We start from the raw sequence: 12,087 nt of genomic DNA on the forward strand, positions 1-12,087 counted from the left end.
ATTCGCGATTCTGTACGGGGATCGGTTCATCAGGCCGACCTGGTAAAATCAGGGCCTGCCTAGCGGCAGGCCCTTACCGGCCCGCACACAAAAAAACTGACAGTCCCGATTTTGGGGCCGCTTTGCGGCCCTTTCGCGACACAAGGCCGCTCCTACAGGGGCGCGCGATACCTGTAGGAGCGGCCTTGTGTCGCGAAAGGGGTGCGAAGCGCCCCCCTGTTTCACTGAAACCCTTCGACGATGTAATCAGCCATGCAATCGGTAATGGGCGATTGGGTCTGCGTATTGCGCAACAGCATCACATTGGCCACCGGCAACTGCGGCAACCCATCCTGCTCGCCAAGGATGCGGATATTACCGCCAATCAAGCTCTGCAACTGCGCCGTCACCGCGAGCCCCGCAGTGATGATGGCAAAGATCGCCGCCAGGCTGGGGCTGGTGTAGGCGATGCGGTACTCGATGCCCTGGGCTTCCAGGGCATTGCAGGTCCAGGCGCGGCAGAAGCAGTCGGTGTTGAACAGGGCCAGTGGTATCGGCCGTTGTTCCTGCGGACAGAAGCCTTCGGCAGCGGCCCACACCAGGCGCTCCTGGCGCAGCAGCTGGCCTATCTCGTTGCCCGGCTCGCGGGTGACGATGGTCAGGTCCAGGTCCTGGCGCAGCATCAGCTGCTTCGACGAATCGCAATGCACTTCTACCTGCACCAACGGGTAGGCCTTGGCAAAGCTGGACAGGATGGTCGGGAGAAAGCGCATGGCGTAGTCGTCGGGGGTGCCAATGCGCACCATTCCGACCATGTGCGGCATGCGCAGGGTATTGAACACTTCGCCATGCAGCTTGAGGATGCGCCTGGCATAGCCCAGCAGCACCTGGCCTTCGGCGGTCAGGCGCACCTGGCGGCCGTCGCGCTCGAACAGCTGGCGCTGCAGGATGTCTTCCTCCAGGCGCTTCATCTGCATGCTGACAGCCGACTGGGTGCGGTTGACCACTTCGCCGGCGCGGGTGAAACCGCCTTGCTCGGCGATGGCGACGAAGGTGCGCAGCACGTCGGCATCGAGGCTCTGGTACTGGGACATTGCATCAATCTCCGAGATGCATGGCATCAGAAACATTCGTTGGATTGATCTTAAGCCTGGCGTGAGACTGGAGCCATCAACACGGAGGGCTTCACGATGAAAGGTCATGTCAGCAGCATCCAGCATCCTGCCTTTTCCCTGAACCATCTCTTGCACGTCGCCCTTGGGCGGTCGCTGCGCTGGTACGAGCTGTACCGTCAACGCCGTGAGCTGGCCAGCCTCAGCGATGCGACATTGCACGACCTGGGGTTGAGCCGGGCGGATATCCAGCAAGAGGCAGATCGGCATTTCTGGGATGATCCGCTGCGCAAGTAGGCTAAGTTTGTCTGTGTACTCACTGGCCTCTTCGCGGGACAAGCCCGCTCCCACAGATACCCCACTGCCTTGAGAGCTGGGGAGTACCTGGGCTCCCACAGGTACCCCACTGCCTTGAGAACAGTGGATTACCTGTGGGAGCGGGCTTGCCCCGCGAATGCAGTGGATCAGACACCCCAAGGAGATCTGGCTTGCCTCTCGAGTTGTCCACCCGCCAGGCCCGGCGCCTGGCGCTGTCCGCCCAGGGCTTCGGCAAACAGCCTCAATCCCCCCCGACGCTGCCTGCCCTCAAGCGCATGCTGCAACGCCTGGGCGTGCTGCAGATCGACTCGGTCAACGCCTTGGTCCGCTCCCACTACCTGCCGCTGTTCTCCCGCCTGGGCGGCTACGCCCCCGAGATGCTCGACCAGCTCGCCTGGGGCCGTGGCCGCCAACGCCAGCTGTTCGAATACTGGGGCCATGAAGCCTCGCTGCTGCCGCTGAGTCTCTACCCCATGCTGCGCTGGCGCATGGCCCACGCTGCCGACGGCCGTGGCATCTACCGCCAGCTCGCGCAATTCGGCCGCGAACGCCAGGGCGTGATCGCCCGGGTGCTGGCGGCGGTGCGCGAACAAGGGGCCTTGGGCGCCGGCAGCCTGTCGACGCGCCAGCAACGGGCCGGCCCCTGGTGGGACTGGAGCGAGGAAAAACATGCGCTGGAATGGCTGTTCGCCGCAGGCGAGGTGACAGTGGCGGGGCGACGGGGCTTCGAGCGGCTTTACGATGTGCCGGACAACGTGCTGCCACGGGCCATCCTCGATCAGCCCCAGCCTGGCGAGGCCGAAGCTCACCAGGGCCTGATGCTGCACGCCGCCACCGCCTTGGGCGTGGCGACCGAGCGCGACCTGCGCGACTACTTCCGCCTGGAACCTGCGCAGGGCAGGGCGGCACTGGCCGAACTCATCGCCGATGGCCGCCTGCAAGCGGTACAGGTGCAGGGCTGGAAGCAACCCGCCTACTGCGCAGGCACGCCACGCATCCCCCGGCGAATCGAGGCCAGCGCCTTGCTGTCGCCCTTCGATTCCTTGGTCTGGGAACGCAACCGCACCGAGCGCCTGTTCGATTTCCGCTACCGGTTGGAGATCTACACGCCCGCCCACAAGCGTGTGTATGGCTATTACGTGCTGCCATTCCTGTTCGATGAACGCATCGCCGCACGCGTGGATTTGCGCGCCGAGCGGGCGCTGGGGCAATTGGCGGTGCACGCCGTGCATGCCGAGGCAGACGGCTTGGGCGAGGTGGGGTATGAGGCGCTCGCGGCGCAGTTGCTGCGCCTTGCCCAGTGGCTGGGCCTTGAGCGGGTGCAACTGAACTGCCCGCGCGAGGAGGGCAGCCAGTTGCGCCGGGCGTTGCTCAGCGCCGCACTTGCTTGAGGGTCTCGGCGATCAGGAACGCCAGCTCCAGCGACTGGTCGGCGTTCATGCGCGGGTCGCAGTGGGTGTGGTAGCGGTCTGACAGCGCATCTTCGGTGATCGGACGGGCGCCACCGATGCACTCGGTCACGTTCTGCCCGGTCATTTCGATATGGATACCGCCCGCATGGCTGCCTTCGGCCTGATGCACCTGGAAGAACTGCTTCACTTCGTCAAGGATCTGCGCGAAGTCGCGGGTCTTGTAACCGCTGCTGGCCTTGATGGTATTGCCGTGCATCGGGTCGGAGCTCCACAGCACCTTGCGTCCCTCGCGCTCGACACTGCGGATCAGCCCAGGCAGGTGATCGCCGACCTTGCCGGCGCCCATGCGCACGATCAGGTTGAGGCGGCCGGGGTCGTTGTCCGGGTTGAGGGTGTCGATCAGGCGGATCAGCTCGTCAGGGTTCATGCTCGGGCCGACCTTGACCCCGATCGGGTTGTGCACCCCGCGCAGGAACTCGACATGGGCGCCGTCGAGCTGGCGGGTACGGTCGCCGATCCACAACATGTGCGCCGAGCAGTCGTAGTAGTCGCCGGTCAGGCTGTCCTGGCGCACGAAGGCTTCTTCGTAGTTGAGCAGCAGCGCTTCGTGGGCGGTGAAGAAGCTGGTTTCGCGCAGTTGCGGGGCGTTGTCCAGGCCGCAGGCGCGCATGAAAGCCAGGGTTTCGTCGATGCGGATGGCCAGTTGGTGGTACTTGTCGGCCAGCGCCGAGTTGGCGATGAAGTCGAGGTTCCACTTGTGCACCTGGTGCAGGTCGGCGAAACCGCCCTGGGCGAAGGCGCGCAGCAGGTTGAGGCTGGCAGTGGCCTGGTGGTAGGCCTGCAGCAGGCGGTCCGGGTCCGGCACGCGGCTTTTTTCGTCGAAGCCGATGCCATTGACGATATCGCCACGGTAGGCCGGCAGGGTGACGTTGCCGAGGGTCTCGTCGCCGGAGGAGCGCGGCTTGGCGAACTGCCCGGCCATGCGCCCGACCTTGACCACCGGGCAGCCCGCGGCAAAGGTCATGACAATGGCCATCTGCAGCAGCACCTTGAAGGTGTCGCGGATCTTCGCTGCCGAGAACTCGGCGAAGCTTTCTGCACAGTCGCCGCCTTGCAGCAGGAAGGCGCGGCCTTCGGTGACTTCGGCGAACTGCCGGCGCAGCTCACGCGCTTCCCCGGCGAACACCAGCGGCGGGTAACTGGCCAGGGTCTGCTCGACCTTGAGCAGGTGCTCGGCATCGGGGTAGGTCGGTTGCTGCTGGATCGGCAGGGCACGCCAGCTGTCAGGGCTCCACGGTCGGTTCATCACAGGCTCGGTATGGTCGGTTTGGGCATGCCTGCCATGGTAACAGTTGCCGCTGAGCTTGTTGCATCGAGGGTGTTGGCGGACAATGCGCGTTTTTGCGCGGGCAGGTGGCAGGTACATGGCGACGGAGCGGGAAGAGCGGCTGTTGGCCCGGGTCGAGGATGCCTTTGGCGTGATCAGCGTGTACGAGGTGGACGACTACCGCTTCCTTGAATTCGGCGATGCCATCGAGCAGAGCTGCGTGTTTACCGCCGACCCCAGCTGGCTGGAGTACGATTACACCCGCGCCATGCTGGTCGGGGCGTTGTGCCATGCGCAGCCGGAGAGCGCGCTGTTTCTTGGCTTGGGGGCCGGTACCCTGACCCAGGCCTGCATGAAGTTCCTGCCACTGGAAGACATCGAGGCGATCGAGCTGCGCGCGGACGTGCCGCGCCTGGCCATGGAATACCTGGGCCTGGATGACGACCCGCGGCTGTACGTGCGCATTGGCGACGCCCTGGAACTGCTGCCCACGGCGGAGAAGACCGACCTGTTGTTCGTCGACCTGTACACCGACCACGGGCCGGGCGTCGGGCACCTGGCCTGGACCTTCCTGGAAAACTGCCAGAAGCAGCTCAACCCCGGCGGTTGGCTGGTGATCAATCAGTGGGCCAGCGATGACGGCAGGCCCTTGGGCGCGGCGCTGTTGCGCGGGTTGTACCACCGGCATTACTGGGAACTGCCGGTGAAGGAGGGCAATGTGATCCTGCTGGTGCCCGCGGACCTGGATCAGGGGTTGGACCTGGAGGAGGTGCGGGTGCGGGCCGAGGCGCTGGCGCCGCAGTTGGGGTATAGTCTTGAGGGGTTGATTCGGGAGATTCGGCCGGCTACCTGAAGACCTGCTCTGGGGCTTGTGGCCCTATCGCCGGCAAGCCGGCTCCCACAGGGGGGCGGTGGTGTCTGTGTGGGAGCCGGCTTGCCGGCGATAGGGCCCGTAAAACCACTAAAGAAGTAACGTTTCAGCCGCTCATCGCTGATGGCCCGATACTGGCCGCTAACCTCGAAAATATTCCTCACTTCCTTCTGTTAATTCGGGTATAGTACGCGCCGGTCTTTTAGCGGACCTCAAAATCAGGTGGTGCAAATCCTCCGAGTCCAGCTTCGGCTGCACGTCCGCTAGGCGGACCTTCCCAAGTTTTCTTTTTCAATCGTTTTCGCAAATCCCCGCCGCCAAAGCTGCCTGGGTGACCTTCTGGTCTTTCAAGGCATGTGCAGCTTTGGAGCATGGGTCTTTGCGGATGCACCTAGAGGCAGACCCATGACCCAGGAAACCGGCGGCTTCGCCGCTCTCGATCTTAATCCGAATATTGTTGCTGCCGTTCTGGCTACCGGCTATGAAGAGCCGTCCGCCATTCAGCAACAATCGATCCCGATCATCCTCGCCGGTCACGACATGATCGGCCAGGCGCAGACTGGCACCGGCAAAACCGCTGCCTTCGCCCTGCCGATCCTCAACAAGATCGATGTGAGCAAGCGCGAACCGCAAGCCCTGATCCTTGCGCCAACCCGTGAGTTGGCGCTGCAAGTAGCCACCGCTTTCGAAACCTACGCCAAGCAGATGCCAGGCGTTAATGTAGTGGCCGTTTATGGTGGTGCCCCGATGGGCCCACAGCTGCGCGCAATCCGCAACGGCGCGCAAATCGTCGTGGCCACCCCGGGCCGTCTGTGCGACCACCTGCGTCGTGACGAGAAAGTCCTGTCCACCGTGCAGTACCTGGTACTGGACGAAGCCGACGAAATGCTCAAGCTGGGCTTCATGGACGACCTCGAAGTGATCTTCGACGCCATCCCTGCCTCGCGCCAGACCGTGCTGTTCTCCGCAACCCTGCCGTCGTCGATCCGTTCGATCGCCGAACGTCACCTGCGTGAACCCAAGCACGTCAAGATCCAGAGCAAGACCCAGACCGTCACCGCGATCGACCAGGCTCACCTGATGGTCCACGCTGACCAGAAGATCCCGGCTGTGCTGCGTCTGCTGGAAGTGGAAGAGTTCGACGCGCTGATCGCCTTCGTGCGTACCAAGCAAGCCACCCTGGACCTGGCCGCCGCGCTGGAAGCCAAGGGCTACAAGGCTGCTGCGCTGAACGGTGACATCGCCCAGAACCAGCGTGAGCGCGTGATCGACTCGCTCAAGGATGGCCGTCTGGACATCGTCGTCGCCACCGACGTCGCTGCCCGTGGTCTGGACGTACCGCGCATCACCCACGTGTTCAACGTGGACATGCCGTACGATCCGGAATCCTACGTGCACCGTATCGGCCGTACCGGCCGTGCGGGTCGCGAAGGCCGTGCACTGCTGCTGGTCACCCCGCGTGAGCGCCGCATGCTGCAGGTCATCGAGCGCGTGACTGGGCAGAAGGTTGCCGAAGCACGCCTGCCGAATGCCCAGGCTGTACTGGACGCACGCATCAAGAAGCTGACCATGAGCCTGGCGCCGCTGGTAGCCGAATCGGAAGCTACCCATGGTGAGCTGTTCGACCGCCTGACCGCTGACCTTGGCTGCAGCGCGCGTGCCCTGGCTTCGGCCCTGCTGCGCAAGGCCACCAATGGCCAGGCGCTGGACCTGGGTGCCGTAGAGCGCGAGCAGCCGCTGGTGCCGAGCTTCGCCCCGCGTGGTGAGCGCACCGAACGTGCTGACCGTGGCGAGCGCCGCGAGGGTGGTGACCGCGATCGCGAGCGTCGTGCGCCGATGCCACTGGCTGAAGGCCGCGTGCGTTGCCGTACTGCCCTGGGTGCCCGTGATGGTATCGCTGCCAAGAACCTGCTGGGTGCGATCCTCAACGAGGGTGGCCTGGCGCGTGACGCCATCGGCCGTATCCAGGTGCGCGACAGCTTCAGCCTGATCGAGCTGCCGGAAGATGGCCTGGAGCGTCTGCTGACCAAGCTCAAGGACACCCGCGTGGCTGGCAAGCAGCTTAAGCTGCGTCGGTACCGCGAGGATTGATCCTGGCGCAATGAAAAAATCCCCGGCCTAGGTCGGGGATTTTTTTGTCTGCATTTCTGGGGCTGCTATGCAGCCCTTTCGCGACACAAGGCCGCTCCTACAGAGAAATGCGATCCGCTGTAGGAGCGGCCTTGTGTCGCGAAAGGGGCGCAAAGCGCCCCAGGCGCCCTTCAGTCGAACCGATAAATATCCATCCCCAACGCCCCCAGGGTAAACCCCTGATGAACGATGCCAAATTTGCCTCCAGCCCCCAGGGCAAAGAACAACGGCAGGAAATGCTCATCACTGGGATGGTTGCGCAACGCAAACGGCGCCTGCCGCTTGAAGTCCAGCAGTGCAGCCTGGTCATCCTCGCCCAGCTTCTCCACCACCCAATCGCGAAACGCCAGCGCCCAGGGCTCGATCACCTCTGGTCCGGCATGCCAGTCAAGTTCGCCCAGGTTATGGGTAATGCTCCCGGACCCGACCAGCAGAACGCCTTCCTCGCGCAGTCCGGCGAGTGCCTGGCCGACCTTGACCTGCAGTGCAGGCCCCAGCTGGCTTGGCAGTGACACCTGAATCATCGGGATGCTCGCATCGGGATACATCAACGACATCGGCACCCAGGCGCCATGGTCGAATGGCCGCTGGGCATCCACGCGAGCCTGCAGGCCGGCGGCGTTCAGCCGTTCGCTGACGTTCGTCGCCAGTTGCGGCTGGCCCGGTGCGGGGTATTGAACGGCATACAGCGCTGCCGGAAAGCCGTAGAAGTCATGCCAGGTCTCAGGCGCTGGATTTCCGGTCACCAGCAGCTCGCGACTTTCCCAGTGCGCCGACACCACCACGATCGCCTTCGGCCGCGGCAGGGCATTGGCCAAGCCGGCCAGCGCCGGCCCACTGGCACCGGGTTGCAGGGCAAGCATGGGGGAACCGTGGGAAATGAACAGGCTGGGCAGCATGGTGAGGTCCTGAAGGTTAAGATGCAGCCATCTTCGATCAGTTACCGATCGACATCCAATATAAGATTTTTGCCCAAACCATCGAAAAACCAGGAGGAAACATGGAGCCGGCGTTCTGGCATCGAAAGTGGGCCGACAACCAGATCGGTTTTCACCAGGCCCAGGCCAACCCCTATCTGCAACGCTACTGGCCGGCGCTTGGCCTGGCCGCCGGTAGCCGGGTGCTGGTGCCGTTGTGCGGCAAGAGCCTGGACCTGGTCTGGCTGGCGGGGCAGGGGTATCGCGTGCGGGGTGTCGAGCTGTCGCGGCGGGCGGTGGAAGACTTCTTCCACGAGCAGGGGCTGCAGGCGCAGGTCTCGCAACACGGGGCATTCGAGGTTTGGCGCAGTGGTGAGGTGGAGCTGTGGTGCGGGGATTTCTTTACCTTGCGGGTAGAGGATGTGGCGGACTGTGCGGGGCTTTATGACCGTGCGGCGTTGATCGCACTGCCGCCGGAGATGCGGGCGGACTACATGCGTTTGCTTTCACAGCTGATGCCCTCGGGTGGTGGGCTTCTGGTGACTTTGGACTACCAGCAGGAATTGCTGGCCGGGCCGCCGTTCTCGGTGACGGATGAGGAAGTGCGGCGCGGGTTTGCCGGTTGGCAGGTGGGGGAGGTGGAGGCTGTGGATGTGATTGGGGAAAGCCCGAAGTTCCTGCAGGCGGGGGTGAAGCGCTTGGTTGAGCGGGTCTATCGCGTACGGTTCTGATGTTTGGGTTGTCTGTTCTGGCCCTATCGCCGGCAAGCCGGCTCCCACAGGTACCCCACTGAGCCTGAGAGCAGTGGTGTCACTGTGGGAGCCGGCTTGCCGGCGATAGGGCCGGTACAGACAAACGAAAAAGGGCGACCGAAGTCGCCCTTTCCTTTACCTGTGGATCAACCGCGGCGGCGCAGCGCCTCGATGCGTTCTTCCAGCGGCGGGTGGCTCATCAGCAGGCCGGCCAGGCCATGCTTGAGGCCGCCATTGATGCCGAAGGCCTTCATGGTGTCAGGCATGTGCACCGGCAGGCCTTGTTCCACGCGCAGGCGCTGCAGGGCGCCGATCATCGCGGCAGTACCGGCCAGTTGCGCGCCGGCTTCATCGGCGCGGTACTCGCGGCGGCGCGAGAACCACATGACGATCATGCTGGCGAGAATGCCCAGTACCAGCTCGGCGACGATGGTCGCCACGTAGTAGGCGATACCCTGGCCTTCTTCGTTCTTGAAGATCACCTTGTCGACGAAGTTGCCGATGATGCGGGCGAAGAACATCACGAAGGTGTTCACCACGCCTTGCACCAGCGCCAGGGTGACCATGTCACCGTTGGCCACGTGGCCGATCTCGTGGGCCAGCACGGCACGTACTTCATCGGGCGAGAAGCGCTCGAGCAGGCCCTGGGAAACGGCTACCAGGGCGTCGTTGCGGTTCCAGCCGGTGGCGAAGGCGTTGGCCTCGTACGCCGGGAAGATACCCACCTCGGGCATCTTGATGCCGGCTTCGCGCGACAGCTCTTCGACCGTTTGCAACAGCCATTGCTCGTGGCGGGTGCGCGGCTGGCTGATGATCTGGGTGCCGGTGGTCATCTTCGCCATCCACTTGGAGATGAACAGCGAGACCAGGGAGCCGGCGAAGCCGAACACGGCGCAGAACACCAGCAGGCTGCTGAGGTTGAGGTCAACCCCGTTGGCGGCCATGAACCCGTTGAAGCCGAACAGGCTCAGGGTAATGCTTGCAACCAGCACCACCGCAAGGTTGGTGGCTACAAACAACAGAATGCGCATCATGGTTGTTACGTTCTCCTGACGGATGAGTTGTTGCGTATGCGGGGTATATAAGGGGCCGGACGTGCCGATTCAATCGGGCGACTATTACAAACTGTGTACGGCGGAGTATGGCAGAGGATCTTGCGGGGGCTGTGAGATAGAGCGTTGCAGGATGTAAGAAAATGCTCTGAAAGGGTTCGCCAGGGAATTTTTGGCGCGTTTGAGATCGAGCGCCGCCCGCGCGGCGCATCGCGGATGAATCCGCTCCTACATTTGTTGCAACGTGCCACGGTCTGTCAGGCCATGGTTGTTCGCCTTTAGCGTCCGCCGAGATATCGAGTCGTACCCCCAAGGCTGGCAACCATGGCCTATCAGGCATAGGCACGTTGCAACAAATGTAGGAGCGGATTCATCCGCGATGCGCCGCGCGGGCGGCGCTCGATCTACGCGCCACCACAAGGCCCGAGTCGAACCTTACTGCGAATAAGTCCGCAGGAAGTTACCAATACGCCCAATCGCCGCTTCCAGGTCATCCACCCGCGGCAAGGTCACCACGCGGAAGTGGTCTGGCCAAGGCCAGTTGAACGCCGTGCCCTGAACGATCAACAATTTCTCGGACAGCAGCAGATCCAGCGCGAACTTCTCGTCGTTGAGAATCGGGCAGACCTTCGGGTCGATACGCGGGAAGGCATACAGCGCCCCCATCGGTTTCACGCAGCTCACCCCCGGGATTTCGTTCAGCAGCTCATACGTGCGGTTACGCTGCTCCAGCAGGCGGCCCGGCGGCAGCACCAGGTCGTTGATGCTCTGGTAGCCGCCCAGGGCGGTCTGGATGGCATGCTGGGCCGGCACGTTGGCGCACAGGCGCATGTTGGCCAGCATGTCGATGCCTTCGATGTAGCTCTGGGCATGGTGCTTGGGCCCGGAAATGATCAGCCAGCCAGAGCGGAAACCCGCGACCCGGTACGACTTGGACAGGCCGTTGAAGGTCAGGCACAGCAGGTCAGGTGCCAGCGAGGCGGTGCTGATGTGCACGGCTTCGTCGTAGAGGATCTTGTCGTAGATCTCGTCGGAGAACACCACCAGGTTGTGCTGACGGGCCAGCTCCAGCATGCCCAGCAGCAGCTCCCTGGAGTACACGGCGCCGGTCGGGTTGTTCGGGTTGATGATCACCAGGGCCTTGGTGTTCGGGGTGATCTTGGCCTTGATGTCTTCCAGGTCTGGGAACCAGTCAGCCTGCTCGTCGCACAGGTAGTGCACCGGCTTGCCGCCGGCCAGGCTCACGGCGGCGGTCCACAGCGGGTAGTCAGGGGCCGGGATCAGTACTTCGTCGCCGTTGTTGAGCAGCGCCTGCATCGACATGACGATCAGCTCGGACACCCCGTTGCCGAGGTAGATGTCCTCGATGGTGACGCCCTCGATGTCCTTCTGCTGGCAGTACTGCATCACCGCCTTGCGCGCGCTGAACAGGCCCTTGGAGTCGCTGTAGCCCTGGGCGGTGGGCAGGTTGCGGATCACATCCTGGAGGATTTCGTCCGGCGCCTCGAAGCCAAACGGCGCCGGGTTGCCGATGTTCAGCTTGAGGATGCGATGGCCTTCCTCTTCCAGGCGTTTGGCGTGCTTGAGCACTGGGCCGCGAATGTCGTAGCAGACATTGGCGAGCTTGTTCGATTTGCTGAACTGCATGATGTGATCCCGATTGAGAATACGCGGTGCGCCGCCGTCGAAAGGTTTGAAAGGGCAGGGCGCGGGTGCCAGACTTGAGGCCTTGCACACGAAGCCAACTAATATACGTGCCACCCGCGCTACGGAAAAGACGGCGCGAGGTGAAATTCAGCCTGCCGAGGTCCCCACATGCAAAAGATCGAAAAAACCCTGGAAGAATGGCGTGCGATGCTCGACCCGGCGCAGTACCAGGTGTGCCGCCTGAAAGGCACCGAGCGGCCGTTCAGCGGCAAGTACAACAGCGAGCGCCGCGCCGGTGTCTACCACTGCATCTGCTGCGACCTGGCACTGTTCGATTCGCAGACCAAGTTCGACTCCGGCTGCGGCTGGCCGAGCTTCTATGCGCCCATTGAAGAAAGCGCGATGGTCGAGATCCGTGACACCACCCACGGCATGATCCGCACCGAAGTCACCTGCGCCCAGTGCGATGCCCACTTGGGCCACGTGTTCCCCGACGGCCCGCCGCCGACTGGCCTGCGCTATTGCATCAACTCGGTGTGCCTGGACTTCAAACCCCACGACGGAGCCTGA

Annotated in this window: 10 protein-coding genes and 1 pseudogene; 6 read left to right on the plus strand and 5 right to left on the minus strand. The window is 63.3% G+C overall.

Translation table 11 applies throughout. The features are described from left to right. Positions 1 to 221: 221 nt before the first annotated feature. Positions 222 to 1,073: a LysR substrate-binding domain-containing protein gene (locus ACIPZG_RS23655; protein WP_400642818.1), complete on the minus strand. Its 852-nt coding sequence runs from the start codon at positions 1,071 to 1,073 to the stop codon at positions 222 to 224. Between the two features lie 96 nt (positions 1,074 to 1,169). On the opposite strand from ACIPZG_RS23655, the gene ACIPZG_RS23660 reads away from it, so the two are divergent. Continuing rightward, positions 1,170 to 1,388, plus strand: coding sequence for a DUF1127 domain-containing protein (locus ACIPZG_RS23660; RefSeq protein ID WP_008092683.1), 219 nt, complete (start codon positions 1,170 to 1,172; stop codon positions 1,386 to 1,388). A gap of 191 nt (positions 1,389 to 1,579) precedes the next feature. Next, positions 1,580 to 2,800, plus strand: a complete 1,221-nt coding sequence (locus tag ACIPZG_RS23665) for a winged helix-turn-helix domain-containing protein (RefSeq protein WP_400717405.1) — start codon at positions 1,580 to 1,582, stop codon at positions 2,798 to 2,800. Here the strand turns inward: ACIPZG_RS23665 and ACIPZG_RS23670 are convergent. Further along, positions 2,781 to 4,127 carry a class II 3-deoxy-7-phosphoheptulonate synthase gene (locus ACIPZG_RS23670; protein WP_400717408.1) on the minus strand — a complete coding sequence of 449 codons (1,347 nt, stop codon included), beginning with the start codon at positions 4,125 to 4,127 and terminating at the stop codon, positions 2,781 to 2,783. The two genes, ACIPZG_RS23665 and ACIPZG_RS23670, sit on opposite strands and share 20 nt — an antisense overlap. Before the next feature lie 118 nt (positions 4,128 to 4,245). On the opposite strand from ACIPZG_RS23670, the gene ACIPZG_RS23675 reads away from it, so the two are divergent. Both ACIPZG_RS23675 and ACIPZG_RS23680 read left to right on the plus strand, forming a co-directional pair. Next, the gene (locus ACIPZG_RS23675) at positions 4,246 to 5,001 is read left to right on the plus strand and encodes a spermidine synthase (protein ID WP_400717410.1); all 756 of its coding nucleotides are present in this window, start codon (positions 4,246 to 4,248) and stop codon (positions 4,999 to 5,001) included. A gap of 389 nt (positions 5,002 to 5,390) precedes the next feature. Beyond that, positions 5,391 to 7,110: pseudogene (locus tag ACIPZG_RS23680) on the plus strand (DEAD/DEAH box helicase). 170 nt (positions 7,111 to 7,280) lie between these two features. On the opposite strand, the gene ACIPZG_RS23685 reads toward ACIPZG_RS23680, so the two are convergent. Beyond that, complete coding sequence (locus ACIPZG_RS23685; RefSeq protein WP_400717412.1) at positions 7,281 to 8,048, minus strand: DODA-type extradiol aromatic ring-opening family dioxygenase; 768 nt, start codon at positions 8,046 to 8,048, stop codon at positions 7,281 to 7,283. Between the two features lie 101 nt (positions 8,049 to 8,149). On the opposite strand from ACIPZG_RS23685, the gene ACIPZG_RS23690 reads away from it, so the two are divergent. After that, positions 8,150 to 8,797 carry a thiopurine S-methyltransferase gene (locus tag ACIPZG_RS23690; RefSeq protein ID WP_400717414.1) on the plus strand — a complete coding sequence of 216 codons (648 nt, stop codon included), beginning with the start codon at positions 8,150 to 8,152 and terminating at the stop codon, positions 8,795 to 8,797. A 167-nt stretch (positions 8,798 to 8,964) separates the two neighbouring features. On the opposite strand, the gene htpX is transcribed toward ACIPZG_RS23690, so the two are convergent. Both htpX and ACIPZG_RS23700 read right to left on the minus strand, forming a co-directional pair. Beyond that, the gene (gene htpX / locus ACIPZG_RS23695; protein ID WP_317659123.1) at positions 8,965 to 9,852 is read right to left on the minus strand and encodes a protease HtpX; all 888 of its coding nucleotides are present in this window, start codon (positions 9,850 to 9,852) and stop codon (positions 8,965 to 8,967) included. Between the two features lie 453 nt (positions 9,853 to 10,305). Next, positions 10,306 to 11,517, minus strand: coding sequence for a pyridoxal phosphate-dependent aminotransferase (locus ACIPZG_RS23700; RefSeq protein ID WP_400717416.1), 1,212 nt, complete (start codon positions 11,515 to 11,517; stop codon positions 10,306 to 10,308). Positions 11,518 to 11,685: 168 nt separating this feature from the next. On the opposite strand from ACIPZG_RS23700, the gene msrB reads away from it, so the two are divergent. Beyond that, entirely contained in the window at positions 11,686 to 12,087 is a 402-nt protein-coding gene (msrB, locus tag ACIPZG_RS23705) for a peptide-methionine (R)-S-oxide reductase MsrB (RefSeq protein WP_400717419.1), read from the plus strand.

Origin of the sequence: Pseudomonas sp. NPDC089395, assembly GCF_044749525.1 — a bacterium.
Taxonomy (GTDB): domain Bacteria; phylum Pseudomonadota; class Gammaproteobacteria; order Pseudomonadales; family Pseudomonadaceae; genus Aquipseudomonas.